The sequence below is a fragment of the Microcoleus sp. bin38.metabat.b11b12b14.051 genome (genome assembly GCF_013299165.1).
Lineage (GTDB): Bacteria > Cyanobacteriota > Cyanobacteriia > Cyanobacteriales > Microcoleaceae > Microcoleus.
Map to the genome: position 1 here is coordinate 135,372 of NZ_JAAFKD010000013.1, position 13,980 is coordinate 149,351.

Sequence of the window (13,980 nt, forward strand, 5' to 3'; positions counted from 1 at the left end):
TGTCTCAACCTAGTTTCAACTGCGGTCTTAGCTGTAAAGACTAGCTACATATTCGCCGTAACCGTTGTAGGGCAAAGTCGGGCGAGTTTCCCACGACCAACTGTTACCCGGGCCGACTACTCGTTCGCTGGCTTGTGACCATCTGGGGTGGGGTTTGTCGGGTTCGACATTGGCTTCAAAAGCGTATTCGTTGGGGCCGATTGTATTCCAAAAAGTGGCTGGTTGTTTTTCGACAAATTCAATTTTAACGATCGACTTTGCGCCCTTAAAACCGTATTTCCACGGAATCACCTGCCGCAGGGGGGCACCATTTTGCTTGGGTAGCTGCCGCCCGTACAAACCTGTGGCAAAAAATGCTAAATCGTTAGCCATTTCCTCGATTCGCATACCTTCGGTGTAAGGCCAAGGATAAAATTGCGACATCAAACCGGGGCCGGGAGTGATTTTGGAGTCGTAAAACGAGGTGAAGCGCACAAATTTAGCGTTCGATTTTGGTTCGACATCAGCCATGAGTAATTTCATGGGAAATCCGACCCAAGGAACTACCATCGCCCACGCTTCTACGCAGCGAAATCGATAAACTCGTTCTTCGATGGGGAATTTTTTCTGGAGATCGTCAATATCGTAGGTGCGGGGATTTTTTACTAAACCTGCTACTTCTACTTTCCAGTTTTCGGTTGGTAAAGCTTGGGCGGCTTGCCAAATAGATTTGGTGCCGCCGTATTCGTAAAAGTTGTTATATTTTGTAGATAAAGCTTGGTCGGTAATTTCCCGATCGACTTTTGCGAAGTTTGGATTCCGCGTCAATCCGGCGTATGCTGGGGTTGAACCTTTATCCAAAGCTGTTTTTGAGCCATTATTGCTTTGACAGCCGGTTAGCGGCAGCACCGAAGCAGTCACGCCGGCGCCGATTAAATTGCTCATGAAGCGGCGGCGGTTCATAAAAGCTGTTTCTGAAGTAATTTGCGAGTCGAGAATTTCCCAAGGTTTGGGAACGCGAATTAACGGCATAAGTAATAGTTAAAAGTTAGTAGTTAGTTGGGCGACAACTGCACAAATTTCAATGTTGCAATCGATTTGACAGTTGAGATTGATTCCAGAGAACGAAAGATTCCGGATATTTGGCAACGCCTCTCGATCGCGCCAGTTGTCATCGGCGATCGCAATTACTGTATTTGCAATCACAGTATACTCTAATTCCGTCACAGCCGCGGGCGCACAGCAATCTCACAGCACCCGGGCGATCGACCTACCAAATCTCGATCGCAGAAAAATCCTACAATTTGAGATTTTAGATTGGAGATTAGGGATTGGGGATTGGGGATGACTGACGCGCTCGGGGGGTTGTGATTTTTTCTACAGTTGTATTATTTGAGGAAAGAGGTGTCAGCAAGAATTTAGGCGCGATCGACTGAAACAATTGTGGCTAAAATCTGTGAAACAATTATCATAAAGCAAAGATTCAAATTATTTAATTTGTCCACAGGAAGCGGCACGCACCGCCCCGCTTTCCTCCCCCACTCCTTTCTTTAAGTCGGACGGGGGTCTCCAGCGGCAAGACAAATGAGTTACTGTATCAATCCCAATTGCCAGAATCCCCAAAATCTCGATCGCGCGACAGTCTGCACGAGTTGCGACTCAAACTTGCTGCTAAAAGAGCGCTACCGAGTCTTTCACACCCTCGGTGAAAGTATCGCTTGCCGCACCTTCCTAGCAGCCGATGAAGACCAACCAGCGCAACCTCGCTGCGTCATTCAACAGTTCTGCGGGCCCGTGCCGTCAGTCGCCGACGGTCAAAAAGAGATCAACCGGACGTGGAGAGGCTCGGCCTGTGTTCTCGACAAGTTGGGCAAACATCCGCAAATACCGAAACTGCTGGCATCTTTTGAAGTTGAAGGCTGCCAGTATTTAGTGCAAGAATACATCGAAGGGCGTAATTTAGCCGATCGGCTTTCAGAAAAAGGTGCTTTTAAAGAAATTCACATTTGGTTCCTGCTGAGCGAATTGTTGCCCGTGCTGCAATTTGTGCACGAAAATCAACTGATTCACCGAGATATCAAACCGTCGAATATTATTCACCGCAAATCTTCCCAAACCTCAGCAGCAATAGCCGGGAAAGAGCATCTTTATTCTTGGGAAGAGGAATCCGGACTCGTTTTAGTCGATTTCGGCGCAGCAATTGGGGCCAACAGCGGGCCGCTCAAAACAGAAACAGTGACGGGTTCTGCCGAATACGCGGCCCCAGAACAAATTAAAGGTCAAGCAACTAAGAGCAGCGACATCTACAGTTTGGGCGTGACTTGCATTCACTTGTTAACGGGAATGTCGCCCTTTGATTTGTTTGACATCAAAGCCGACAGTTGGGCCTGGAGGCATTATTTGAAAGTACCGGTTTCGGCGAGACTCGGCCGCATCCTGGATCAAATGGTCGATCGAGAACCATCAAAACGCTATCGATCGATCGAGGCAATTCTCACAGACATGAAATACGGCCCGACACCAGTAGAAGTAATTCTCAGCAAACCCAAGTGGACTTTGGCGGTGTGGGGTTCTGCCGTAGTTGCCTTGATTTCAATACTGCTGGGTTCTCGCTTACCCTCTCCGGTATCGGAGGCTTTCACTTCCAGCGAGCCTGTTTCTACCATTCCAGACATTCGGTTCGATCCGCCCCCCATGCAGAACTTCAGCAGCGAGCCATCGCTGTCACGGCCTGCGGTGCGGACTCTGGTCGAGCAAGAAAAAAACCCAGTGTGGGCCGTAGCAGTCACTCCCAACGGCCGCGTCATAGTCAGCGGCAATGACGACGGCACAATTCACCTGCTGCACAAGCGTCACGGCAAAGTGCTCAAGGTTTTGCGGGCACATTTGGGGCCCGTGTGGTCGGTAGCAGTCAGTCCCGACGGCAGGACGATCGCCAGCGGTGGCGCTGACGGTACGATTAAACTGTGGAATTTCTATTCTGGCCAGTTAATTCGGACATTGAACGGACACAAAGACGGCGTGTTCTCGGTGGTGTTCAGTCCCGACGGCCAAGCCCTCGGCAGTGTAGGCAAAGACAATACTTTGAAGCTGTGGCAAGTCGAAGGCGGCGCCGAGTTGCAAACACTCAAAGGAATAACAGACGAAGTGCATTCGGTGGCTTTCAGTGCCTATAAAGACACTTTGTTTACCGGCAACGGCGACGGTACGATCAAGATGTGGAATTGGAAAACAGGGGCATACCAAGCCACTCTCACAGGTCATGTCGATGCTGTTTCCGCTCTTACCATCAGCCCCGACGGTACAATTTTGGGCAGCGGCGGCTGGGACAATACGGTCAGGATTTGGGATATCACCACGGATCACGGGCCAGAACCGTCGGGCGAGGTGACTTTTCCCGGTCATGGCGATCGAATTCAGTCTCTAGCTTTCAGTCCAGACGGCGCGACGCTAGCCAGTGGCGATTTGAGCGGAACTATCAAGCTGTGGGCGATGGATGGCGGGGAACAGGGCACGCTCAAAGGTCATTCGACTTGGGTGGAATTAGCTTTTAATCCTCAGGACAAAACCCTAATCAGCGGCAGTTATGATGACACGATTAAGGTGTGGCAAGTGTCTCCTTAATTGGGGCGATTGACTGTCCGGGCGACATGAGTTTCAACAATCCCCAACCAAATCAAAGATTCTGGTGGGGATTTGGCGATTGAAATCGCACGCCAAACAAACTTTCGTCCACTCCCAGCGGACTAATATCATGTTCTCCGAAGAGAACAACCATAATAAAATGGGTTTGATCGTTCGGACTTTAGTCCGCATCCATTATAGGACTAAAGTCCGAACGATCAAACCGTTTTTATTACGAGTAATTGACGGGACACGATCTCATACCATTTTTCTAAAGTAGTGTTATACAATCACCCCCCCAACCCCCCCTTACTAAGGGGGGGCTAAGAGTTCATCTCTAGCAAATCTTTATAAAATTGGTATCAGGTATCTGTTTACGCAATACCGCCGTTAACGCGGATATTTTGTCCGGTAATCCAGCGGGCTTGTTCGCTGCACAAAAATGCTGTCACATCAGCGATATCGTCAACTTTTCCGAGTCTTCCCAAAGCAGTCATTTGCGTAAAACTTTGGATTTGTTCGGGAGTTTTGCCGACAGTGAAAAGTTCTGTATCCGTGGGGCCCGGAGAAATGACATTGACTGTAATTTGCCGATCGCCCAATTCCTTAGTCAACGATCGAGTTAGCTGTTCCACCGCGCCTTTTGTCGCCATGTAAGCCCCGTATTTTGGCAGCAGCATAGCAGTTATAGAACTGGAAAAGTTGACTATTCTGCCTCCATCTGACATACGTTTAGCAGCTTCTTGACAAGCAAAAAATGTGCCTTTGACGTTAATGGCAAACAGATTATCAAACTCAGCTTCGGTAACTTCCGCCACAGATTTGTAAACACTTACTCCCGCATTATTGACTAAAATATCGACTTTTGCGTAGGTTTCGAGAGTGCGATCGAACAAATTGCAAATTTCTGCGGTTTTGCTGACATCGGCTTGCACGGCTAATGCTGTGCCGCCTGCTGCTTCAATCACTGACACCACATCTTGAGCAGCTTCTGCTCAAGAAGGCGTAGTTGACGACAACCGATGCGCCTTCTTGGGATAATCTCAGAGCGATCGCGCGTCCAATTCCCCGCGAAGCACCAGTCACAATTGCCACTTTTCCTGCTAGTGATGCCATCAAATTTGCTCCGCAATTAAGATTGATGCTGCTTCAAAATAATCATACTATTTTTTTCCTCCGGTACACATAGACCTCAGAAACCCGGTTTCTGGCGCGATTTCTCGCAACTCAACTCAAAACTCGTAGAAACCCGGTTTCTAACCTCCCGACGTAATTTCTGATTCCGGTACAGCAACAAATTTAAAATCTCAATCAAAGTATCTGTAAGCATTGTACTTGCTAACCAACATCTGTGGTAAAGTAGAGTCGGCTGTTAAACTAAAAATCTATGACCGTAAATTCCGAGTTAACAGAGCAGTATTTGTCAGAGGGCGAGAACCTCCACCAATCAGGAAAATTTGATGAGGCGATCGCCCAATACCAAAAAATACTAGCACTCAAACCGGATGCGGCTGTTGCACGCAGCAAGATAGCAGAAATTTATTATACGCAACAGAAATATGTAGAGGCGATCGCCGAGTGCTACCAAACACTGCGCCAGCAACCCAATTTCGCCCCCGCCTACAAAACCCTCGGGAATATTTTGCAAGCCCAAGGGAAGACAGACGCAGCAATGCGCGCCTACTCAAAGGCGATCGAATGCGACCCAAAATTAGTCGCCGCCTATGTTAACCTAGGCAGTATGTGTTACAAACAAAGCTTGTTAGACGAAGCCATAACCTACTACCAAAAAGCTATTTCTATGCAGCCCGACTTAGCAGCAGCCTACTGGAACTTAGGCAAAGTATTAGAACAGCAAGGGCGAATTAATGAAGGTTTAATTTATCAACAAAAAGCTTTGAACTTAGAGCCAGACTTAGGAAAAATTGACAACAAATAAATTAACAACCAAACCCTCTCTTTTCTCCTCCTCCTCTGTGTCCTCTGCGCCCTCTGCGGTTAAAAAAACATTTGTTTGATTCACTATGAAAATTATAAAAGCAGATTTTTCAAACAAAAATTAAGCGTATTTACAGGAACAAAAACATGGATTTAGCACAAAAAAATCAAGACCAACAGCACCCGCAATACAAACGCGATCGAGCCACCGTCGATAGTTTATTAGGAAAAGAACCAACCGATCGCAATTTATCAGAATTAGCAAGATTAATCATTCGCTACCGAGGATTTCCCGGCGCTAGAGATATCCAAGCAGACTTAAAAAAAGCCCTGCAACAATGGAATTATACCGAAGAAACTCTTTATGAACAAACCCGTAAAATTCACGCTACAGGTGAAGTTTATCGGCTGCAAAAAAGTGACCAAGAAGACTGGGCTTAATACAGTCAAATTGGTTTGTAGTGAGGACTTTAGTCCGCATTCAAGAAGGACTAAAGTCCGAACGATCGAACCCACATCGCACTGGCGCCAAATCATCAGGACACAACGAAGACTGGGCTTAATACAGTCAAATTGGTTTGTAGTGAGGACTTTAGTCCGCATTCAAGAAGGACTAAAGTCCGAACGATCGAACCCACATCGCACTGGCGCCAAATCATCAGGACACAACGAAGACTGGGCTTAATACAGTCAAATTGGTTTGTAGTGAGGACTTTAGTCCGCATTCAAGAAGGACTAAAGTCCGAACGATCGAACCCACATCGCACTGGCGCCAAATCATCAGGACACAACGAAGACTGGGCTTAATACAGTCAAATTGGTTTGTAGTGAGGACTTTAGTCCGCATTCAAGAAGGACTAAAGTCCGAACGATCGAACCCACATCGCACTGGCGCCAAATCATCGGGACACAACGAAAGTTGTGTCCCAACAAATTCCCTCTAAACCATCTCAGCCGAAACAGGCATTGCAGGCTGCGGCTGGAACTGGAACAGCGAATAAACAACATTGCGGCGAATATCCGTCATCATGTCCAAAAACAGCTCGTAACCTTCAGTTTTGTACTCGATCAGCGGGTCTTTTTGTCCGTAACCGCGCAATCCCACAGACTCGCGCAAAGCATCCATTTGCTGCAAGTGTTCGCGCCACAAAGTATCAATTTGCTGCAAGATAAAGAACCGCTCAGCATCCCGCATTAAATCGGCACGGATGGCATTAACTTCGGCTTCTTTCATGTCGTAAGCGTTGCGGACTTGTTCGTGGAGGAAAGTTTTAGTTTCTTCAACTGACAAATCCTCTAATTGATCGGGTGTCATATCAGCCAGCAGATAAACAAATTCCTTTACCTTGCTGACGAGTTTGTCGAGTTCCCATTCTTCCGAAGGTAAATCGGGATTGATGTATGCTCCCACGATGTCGTCCATCGTTTGTTCGGCATATTTAATTACCTGTTCCTTCGAGTCCAAACCTTCCAAGACTCGGCGGCGTTCGGCATAGATTGCTCGACGCTGATTGTTCATCACTTCGTCGTATTCAAATACCTGTTTACGGATGTCGTAATAGTAGGTTTCGACTTTTTTCTGAGCGCCTTCGAGGGAACGAGTTAGCATTCCAGATTCGATCGGCATATCTTCCTCAACACCGAAAGCCTTCATCAAACCAGCTACTCGTTCGCCGCCAAAAATCCTGAGCAAATTGTCTTCCAAACTCAAGAAAAACCGCGTAGAACCCGGGTCTCCTTGGCGTCCCGCCCGGCCCCGCAACTGATTGTCAATCCGGCGCGATTCGTGGCGTTCGGTACCGATAACGTGCAAGCCTCCCAACTCCACAACTTCATCGTGTTCGGTGCTGGTAAAAGCATCGTACTCGCCGCGAGTGCGGTTGTAAGCTTCCCGCAATTTTTGAATTACGATGTCTTTGGTCGGCGCTTTTTCCGAGGCTACAGCCACGATGTCATCGGCTGCTAATTCAGTGAGCGATCGCTCCCCGTACTCTTTCACCGCCAATTCCACCGCCTCCACGAGCATTTGTTTGGCATTTTTCGATAGTTCCGTGGGGAAAATCTGCGCCGAAGCTTTCCAAGACTTAGTTTTTTTCGCAGTTTGACCAAAACCTTGAGCTGCGGGGCGGCCGCCCATACCGGGGGCTTGCACCAGCGTAAACCCTTCCTCATCATCGGGGCGCACGATCCGCGGCATCAAATACTCGCGCAACTTCAGGCGTCCCATGTACTCAGAATTACCGCCCAAAATGATGTCTGTACCGCGTCCCGCCATGTTGGTGGCGATCGTCACAGCGCCTTTGCGTCCGGCTTGAGCAATAATTTCCGACTCCCGCTCGACATTTTCCGGTTTCGCATTCAGCAAATTGTGAGGAATCTTGAGTTCCTGAAGCAGCCGCGACAGCAATTCGGATTTTTCCACGCTCGTAGTACCCACCAGCACTGGTCTACCGATTTCGTGCATTTCCGCACATTCTTGGGCGATCGCCTTCCACTTGCCGGCCTCTGCCTTGTAAACCATATCCGAAAGGTCGCCACGGCTAGGAATCCGGTTAGTCGGAATTAGCGTTACTTCCAGACTGTAAATCTTCTCAAACTCGGTTTCTTCAGTCTTCGCCGTCCCAGTCATCCCCGACAGTTTCGGATACAGCAAAAAGAAATTCTGATAGGTAATCGTCGCCAGCGTTTGAGTTTCCGGCTGAATTTCTGCGTGTTCCTTCGCTTCGATCGCCTGGTGCAAACCGTCACTCCAGCGCCGTCCCGGCATCACCCGCCCTGTAAATTCATCGACAATCACCACTTCGCGATCGAGATTGACGATGTAGTTAATATCCTTAATAAACAATTCCTTCGCCTTAATCGCATTAAAAATGTAATGCGCCCAAGGGTCAGCCGGATCGTACAAATCCGTAACGCCCAACAAATTCTCAGCTTCGCCAAACCCTTCATCGGTTAACAGCACATTCCGCGCCTTTTCGTCAACCTCGTAATGTTCCTCATTTTCCTTGATCAGAGCAGCCGCCACCTCAGCAGCCCGGATGTACTTCTCGCTGGGGCGTTCCACCTGACCGGAAATAATCAGAGGCGTCCGAGCTTCATCGATCAGCACCGAGTCAACCTCGTCAATTACGCAGAAATTAAAAGGACGCTGCACTACATCTTCCATGACAGTAGCCATGTTGTCGCGCAGGTAGTCAAATCCCACTTCGCTGTTAGTCGTGTAGGTAATGTCGCAGCTATAATTTTTCTTGCGTTCCACCTGATCCATGCCCTGCTGGATCAGTCCCACAGTCAAGCCCAGGAAGCGGTGCACCTGTCCCATCCATTCCGCGTCCCGCCGTGCGAGATAATCGTTGACGGTGATGATGTGCACGCCTTTACCGTTGAGGGCGTTGAGGTAAGCCGGCAGCGTCGCTACCAGAGTTTTGCCTTCACCGGTTTTCATTTCGGCAATTTGGCCTTTGTGCAGGATGATGCCGCCGAGGAGTTGGACATCAAAGTGGCGCATTCCTAAAACTCGCTGTCCCGCTTCCCGCACCACTGCAAAAGCTTCCGGCAAGATTTCGTCTAGGATCTCTTTCTCTTCGTTAAGAGATTTGGCTTTGGCCAGACGTTCTTTAAATTCCGCTGTTTTGCCTCTGAGGGCGTCGTCTGAGAGGGTGCGGAAGTCTTCTTCCAAAATATTGATATCAGCTACCCAAGGCTGAAATTTTCTCAGTTTGCGCGCGTTGGGGTCGCCTAGCAGATTTTTAAACATGGCAGGAGAGGCAGATTTTTAATAATTTAGCTATTAGCTTTCAGGGTTATGGGCTGTAGTGTTAGCCACAGCGTTTACCTTTCCCGATTGTAGCAATCATTGGCAGTCCTAGGCCGTCGCTGCGGTCGTTGGGGGCGATTTGGGATTTGGGATTTGGGATTTGGGATTTGGGATTTGGGATTTGGGATTGAAAAAGTGACTTCTGTAATTATGTCGTTCTGATCCTTCGCAAGGCTCAGGACTGCGAAGAATCGAGCGAGATCCCGACCCGGAGTTTACTTGCAGAATCCTTCACTCCGTTCTGCAAGTAAACTCCGGGTCGGGATCGGAATGACAGACCATAGATGCGTAAGTCCTGTAGTCAACAAAACGGTTACTGATTTTTATTGACGAACTTATAAGCTTTATAACCTCCGTAGGTTAAAAGTGCCCCTGCTGCCACAATTCCTGCAATTGGGAGAGTCACTGGAGCAGCAACAATAGTTGTGGCTGTCGTTGTCAAGCCCAACCAACCTGCGACACCAGCAGCCGGCACTGTTGCAGTAGTGGCTATAGGTACGGTGGCAATTGTAATTGAACCCGCCAATGACGAACAACCACCAAGTGCAGCGATTCCAGCGAGCAAATCGTTTTCTTCCATTTTTCTAACTATTATGATAATTACATATTTCATAATTTACTGCATATTTTATGTCCTGTCAATATCAAAAAAATTAGTATTTTCCAGTTTATATACCGGGCTGCAACGCAGGATTTTAAAAGATTGATAATTTCAACTATTCTTAAATTTAGGAGACACTTCAAACGCTAATTGTGATCCATAAAAACAAACATCAAACTCAGTAAAAAAATTAGTTCGCCCTAAAAGAATGGGAATATTATTCACCCTAGTCCAGGCAAAAACTAACTGAACTGGATCAAAGTCCCCTACTTTTGCCAAGACTAATAACCCTTTCGTTTCAGCACTCGCTAAATTTCCCGCTAAAGTAACAGAAAATCTTTGCTCTTCCCAAATTGCCCCTAATTGCACCCCAACATTATAGGGCAAAACATTTACGCTAGCTCCTGTATCCAGTAAACCCATAACCTCAACAGAACGATTTTGATAAGTTAGTGTTAAAGGCAGATACGGAACATCAGCTAAAACACCTGACTCATCTCGTTTAGCTTGAAAAGAATATCGCCTACCATTAAACATTTTGAGTTTGTTTTTGTTCTGTTTCTAGTAACTGCATTAATTGCTCTGCTGCACTATTAGAAGTATGCACGGAATACATGATTTCAGCAGATTCGTTGCCCATGACAATTCCTTCTTCTTTCGCCAATTCTGCTATTAAAAACAGCATGATCTGAAATTTATCAGTACGGGACAATTGCTGAAGTTGGGTTAATAATTTAAGATTTGACATAAAACGCTATTGAATTGTTTTTTTGATTTTACCACGACCTTGAGATTTAAACCACTCCAAAACAGTAGTGTCAATCTCTAATTCCTGAACAGGCTCTCCGGCCTGTTCCACAAAGAATGAATTTGATTGTGGAACAGGCCGGAGAGCCTGTTATTGAGAATGGTGTAAGATGTGAGATTAACCCTACTCTTCAACAGGCCTGGGCACTTCGTAAGTCAAAAAGTCATAAGCCATTTTCGTATTCGGAAAAATGGCCTGGGCTTCCTTGAGCAAATCATCTAGGACGATCGCATTTCCCGGAGCATAACGCGGGCTAAAATGCGTCATAATTAACTGCTTGGCTCCGGCTAGGAAAGCAACTTGAGCCGCCATTGTCGAGGTTGAATGCAGGCGATCGAATGCCATTTGAGCATCTTGATGGGCAAAAGTCGCTTCGTGCACCAACAAATCGGCATCCTTCGCCAATGCCACCGCCCCGTCACAGAAAACCGTGTCAGTGCAATACACAAACTTGCGCCCGACTTGATCCGGGCCGCAAAAATCACTACCTTTAAACTCTCGCCCGTCAGATAATTTTACCGTCTTTCCTTGTTTTAATTGACCGTAAACTGGCCCGGAAGGAATACCGACTGCCTTCGCTTTTTCGACATCAAAATGTCCCGGACGATCTTTCTCGGTGACACGATAACCAAAAGCAGTAACTCGGTGTTTCAAAGGAGCACAACTAACAATATATTCGTCATCTTCATAGACAACTCCTTCGTGACTTTTGTGGACTTTCACCGGGTAAGAAAAATGAGTTTGAGAATAGCGAACGCCAGCTTGCAAATATTCTTCAAGTCCCGGAGGCCCATAAAGATCGATGCGCTTGACATTCCCCGCCAAACCGCAGCTAGCCAGCAAACCCATTAACCCGAAAATGTGGTCGCCGTGCAGGTGAGTGATGAAAATGCGGCTCAGTTGGCTGACTTTGAGCTCGCTACGGAGGAATTGGTGCTGGGTTCCTTCGCCGCAGTCAAACAGCCAGAGTTCCGCTCGCTGGGGCAAGCGCAGGGCGATGCTGGAAACGTTGCGCGATCGCGTGGGGACTCCGGAGCTAGTTCCGAGAAATGTAATCTGCAAGACTCAAATCACCTCAATTAAATCTTAAAAAATATGTTACATATATCCAGAGTGCGGCCAATCCGACATAAAGGAAATAGTCGCAGGCAGGAACCGGGATAAATCGCTGTTCCTGCGATCGTCTAGTCGCTCCAATCATTGCCATTGGCGCACCAAGTGCCAAACCCAATTCTAACGTTTTCTTTCTGCCGTTCCGCTTCCTTTTTCCCGAATTGAACCTTCCCCTTAAAAATTCTCAAACTCATATAGCACAGGAGGAAATTTTTCAAATGCAGTCAGGAGTATTCTTTGGTTCCCTTGTTTCGATATTAAAAAAACGCTACTTTTGGATGTCGCTGTTGTTGTGGCTGGTAATGGTAGCCCCAGCACAGGCCGCGCTGATTTTGCGAGTTGCGGTACAAGACGGGACAAGTCAGATCAAAGTCGGTAGTTCTACTAAGGCTGCAATCCGCGACGGTAGCGGGCGCAATTTGGGCGAACTGCCGGCAAATAGTTCTCAGTCGGCTCAATTTCGATCGGGTACCGTGGCAATTGGCGCCTGGGCTGCCAATCAAATTTGGATCGAGCCGACCGGAAACGGTTATGTTTGGATTGGCGATCGATGGTATCGGGGACGCACGCTTCTAGTTCCCGACAAAGGAGCCTTGACTGCCGTCAACTACGTCGATATCGAACAATATCTCTACAGCGTTCTCGGTGCCGAAATGAGTGGCAATTGGCCTCAAGAGGCTTTGAAAGCCCAAGCAGTCGCCGCCCGTTCCTACGCTCTCCACAAGCGCCTCAAAAGCGACACCGACCTTTACGATGTGGACGACACTCAGTCTTCGCAGGTGTACAAAGGACTGCAAACAGAATCTTCTGGCACTTATGCCGCAGTCGATGCCACTGCCGGTCAAGTTCTGACTTACAACGGTCAGATTATTTTAGCCGTTTTCCACTCGGCGTCTGGCGGACATACAGAAAATGTCGAGGATGTTTGGACGGAGCCCCTGCCTTATTTGCGGGCTGTTCCTGATTTTGACCAAGGCGCGCCGGTTTACCAGTGGAAAGAAAATTTTTCCCGCGCTCAAATGAGTAGCAAGATTTCTGGCGTGGGGAATGTCATCTCGATGAAGCCAGAACGCACCACCGCTTACGGCAGCGTTTTGTCGATGAAAGTGGTCGGAGATGGCGGTTCTAGGGTGATGACTGGCGCGGATTTGCGTCGGGTTCTAAATTTGAGGAGTACCCGCTTTACTGTGATTCCTCAGTACGGCGGGATTTTTAGTGGCCAAAATAGCGGGAAGCCTCCTACGGGTTTTCAAGTTGCTGGCAAAGGTTTCGGTCACGCTGTGGGGATGAGTCAGTGGGGGGCTTACAATTTGGCTAGGCAGGGATACGGCTACCAGCAGATTTTGTTGCACTATTACCGGGGTGCTGCCTTGGCTAGAATTGCTGTGCAGTAATTGGTAATGGGGCATTGGGCATTGGGCATTGGGCATTGGGCATTGGTAAGAAATAACAAATAACCAATAACAAGTAATAACTAATAACTAATAACTAACCAACTGTCCACTGCCAACAGCCAACTGTCAACAGCCAACTGTCAACTGACTACTAATGACTAATTAAATTAAGGATTGCTATGCAAAAGTGGGATTATCTATTTGTGGATGCGAATATGTATCCTTTTGGAAATAAGCTAATTAGTTTATATGTCAATGGTGAGGAACTGCGAGATTGGAAACAAGGCTCGCTACATCTATTTGTAAATCAGTTGGGGGATGAAGGGTGGGAACTTGTGGCTCTGCGCCATGACTCGAAGTATGACCAAAATTGTTTGATTTTTAAACGCCCTAAGGTTGTTAAAAAAACTCGGAATACGAAAGAGTCTCAGACACATAAAAATTGACTTTTCGCATCATTCTCCGTAACGGGCTAGAAGCCGAAGCCCATTCCACAAGAATCAATATATTTGCTTGGGGAACTGGAACGGGCTAGAAGCCCATTCCACAAGAATCAATATATTTGTGGAACTGGAACGGGCTAGAAGCCCATTCCACAAGAATCAATATATTTGCTTGGGGAACTGGAACGGGCTAGAAGCCCATTCCACAAGAATCAATATATTTTTTTGCTTGGAAAACGGGGACGGGCTAGAAGCCCGTTCCA

14 protein-coding genes are annotated in these 13,980 nt (G+C 47.5%); 6 read left to right on the forward strand and 8 right to left on the reverse strand.

All coding sequences use genetic code 11. The features are described from left to right. Positions 1 to 27: 27 nt before the first annotated feature. On the reverse strand, positions 28 to 1,011 hold the full coding sequence (gene msrP / locus QZW47_RS15810; protein ID WP_293128427.1) for a protein-methionine-sulfoxide reductase catalytic subunit MsrP: 984 nt from the start codon (positions 1,009 to 1,011) through the stop codon (positions 28 to 30). Between the two features lie 79 nt (positions 1,012 to 1,090). Between msrP and QZW47_RS15815 the strand changes: the two genes are divergently transcribed. Both QZW47_RS15815 and QZW47_RS15820 read left to right on the forward strand, forming a co-directional pair. Further along, the gene (locus QZW47_RS15815) at positions 1,091 to 1,327 is read left to right on the forward strand and encodes a hypothetical protein (RefSeq protein WP_293128429.1); all 237 of its coding nucleotides are present in this window, start codon (positions 1,091 to 1,093) and stop codon (positions 1,325 to 1,327) included. A gap of 236 nt (positions 1,328 to 1,563) precedes the next feature. After that, positions 1,564 to 3,603: a serine/threonine-protein kinase gene (locus QZW47_RS15820; protein ID WP_293128431.1), complete on the forward strand. Its 2,040-nt coding sequence runs from the start codon at positions 1,564 to 1,566 to the stop codon at positions 3,601 to 3,603. Between the two features lie 374 nt (positions 3,604 to 3,977). Here QZW47_RS15820 and QZW47_RS15825 read toward each other — a convergent pair whose 3' ends face one another. Both QZW47_RS15825 and QZW47_RS15830 read right to left on the reverse strand, forming a co-directional pair. Then, positions 3,978 to 4,571 carry an SDR family oxidoreductase gene (locus QZW47_RS15825; RefSeq protein ID WP_293128433.1) on the reverse strand — a complete coding sequence of 198 codons (594 nt, stop codon included), beginning with the start codon at positions 4,569 to 4,571 and terminating at the stop codon, positions 3,978 to 3,980. After that, positions 4,564 to 4,719, reverse strand: a complete 156-nt coding sequence (locus tag QZW47_RS15830) for an SDR family NAD(P)-dependent oxidoreductase (RefSeq protein ID WP_293128435.1) — start codon at positions 4,717 to 4,719, stop codon at positions 4,564 to 4,566. Before QZW47_RS15830 ends, QZW47_RS15825 begins: the two co-directional genes overlap by 8 nt. A 271-nt stretch (positions 4,720 to 4,990) precedes the next feature. Between QZW47_RS15830 and QZW47_RS15835 the strand changes: the two genes are divergently transcribed. Then, positions 4,991 to 5,542: a tetratricopeptide repeat protein gene (locus QZW47_RS15835; RefSeq protein ID WP_293128437.1), complete on the forward strand. Its 552-nt coding sequence runs from the start codon at positions 4,991 to 4,993 to the stop codon at positions 5,540 to 5,542. A gap of 146 nt (positions 5,543 to 5,688) precedes the next feature. Next, entirely contained in the window at positions 5,689 to 5,982 is a 294-nt protein-coding gene (locus QZW47_RS15840) for a DUF3288 family protein (protein ID WP_293128439.1), read from the forward strand. Between the two features lie 499 nt (positions 5,983 to 6,481). Here the strand turns inward: QZW47_RS15840 and secA are convergent, their stop codons facing one another. From secA to QZW47_RS15865, 5 genes are all read right to left on the reverse strand, one after another. Further along, complete coding sequence (gene secA / locus QZW47_RS15845) at positions 6,482 to 9,298, reverse strand: preprotein translocase subunit SecA (protein WP_293128441.1); 2,817 nt, start codon at positions 9,296 to 9,298, stop codon at positions 6,482 to 6,484. A gap of 373 nt (positions 9,299 to 9,671) precedes the next feature. Then, positions 9,672 to 9,971, reverse strand: coding sequence for a hypothetical protein (locus tag QZW47_RS15850; RefSeq protein WP_293128443.1), 300 nt, complete (start codon positions 9,969 to 9,971; stop codon positions 9,672 to 9,674). Between the two features lie 99 nt (positions 9,972 to 10,070). Beyond that, a complete protein-coding gene (locus QZW47_RS15855; RefSeq protein ID WP_293128444.1) occupies positions 10,071 to 10,496 on the reverse strand; it encodes a retroviral-like aspartic protease in 426 nt (141 codons plus the stop codon). Beyond that, the gene (locus QZW47_RS15860; RefSeq protein ID WP_293128446.1) at positions 10,489 to 10,707 is read right to left on the reverse strand and encodes a hypothetical protein; all 219 of its coding nucleotides are present in this window, start codon (positions 10,705 to 10,707) and stop codon (positions 10,489 to 10,491) included. Before QZW47_RS15860 ends, QZW47_RS15855 begins: the two co-directional genes overlap by 8 nt. Positions 10,708 to 10,890: 183 nt before the next feature. Beyond that, a complete protein-coding gene (locus QZW47_RS15865) occupies positions 10,891 to 11,829 on the reverse strand; it encodes a ribonuclease Z (protein WP_293128448.1) in 939 nt (312 codons plus the stop codon). Positions 11,830 to 12,098: 269 nt separating this feature from the next. On the opposite strand from QZW47_RS15865, the gene QZW47_RS15870 reads away from it, so the two are divergent. After that, positions 12,099 to 13,274: a SpoIID/LytB domain-containing protein gene (locus tag QZW47_RS15870; protein ID WP_293128449.1), complete on the forward strand. Its 1,176-nt coding sequence runs from the start codon at positions 12,099 to 12,101 to the stop codon at positions 13,272 to 13,274. A gap of 179 nt (positions 13,275 to 13,453) precedes the next feature. Further along, positions 13,454 to 13,720 (forward strand): hypothetical protein, encoded by a 267-nt coding sequence (locus QZW47_RS15875; RefSeq protein ID WP_293128450.1) that lies wholly within the window; start codon positions 13,454 to 13,456, stop codon positions 13,718 to 13,720. The last annotated feature ends 260 nt before the right edge of the window (positions 13,721 to 13,980 follow it).

Bases quoted from the DNA above. Each gene is read 5' to 3' on its own strand.
- msrP (WP_293128427.1), bottom strand. From the start codon at position 1,011: ATGCCGTTAATTCGCGTTCCCAAACCTTGGGAAATTCTCGACTCGCAA.
- QZW47_RS15830 (WP_293128435.1), bottom strand. From the start codon at position 4,719: ATGGCATCACTAGCAGGAAAAGTGGCAATTGTGACTGGTGCTTCGCGG.
- QZW47_RS15870 (WP_293128449.1), top strand. From the start codon at position 12,099: ATGCAGTCAGGAGTATTCTTTGGTTCCCTTGTTTCGATATTAAAAAAA.
- QZW47_RS15820 (WP_293128431.1), top strand. From the start codon at position 1,564: ATGAGTTACTGTATCAATCCCAATTGCCAGAATCCCCAAAATCTCGAT.
- QZW47_RS15855 (WP_293128444.1), bottom strand. From the start codon at position 10,496: ATGTTTAATGGTAGGCGATATTCTTTTCAAGCTAAACGAGATGAGTCA.
- QZW47_RS15835 (WP_293128437.1), top strand. From the start codon at position 4,991: ATGACCGTAAATTCCGAGTTAACAGAGCAGTATTTGTCAGAGGGCGAG.
- secA (WP_293128441.1), bottom strand. From the start codon at position 9,298: ATGTTTAAAAATCTGCTAGGCGACCCCAACGCGCGCAAACTGAGAAAA.
- QZW47_RS15875 (WP_293128450.1), top strand. From the start codon at position 13,454: ATGCAAAAGTGGGATTATCTATTTGTGGATGCGAATATGTATCCTTTT.
- QZW47_RS15860 (WP_293128446.1), bottom strand. From the start codon at position 10,707: ATGTCAAATCTTAAATTATTAACCCAACTTCAGCAATTGTCCCGTACT.
- QZW47_RS15840 (WP_293128439.1), top strand. From the start codon at position 5,689: ATGGATTTAGCACAAAAAAATCAAGACCAACAGCACCCGCAATACAAA.
- QZW47_RS15850 (WP_293128443.1), bottom strand. From the start codon at position 9,971: ATGAAATATGTAATTATCATAATAGTTAGAAAAATGGAAGAAAACGAT.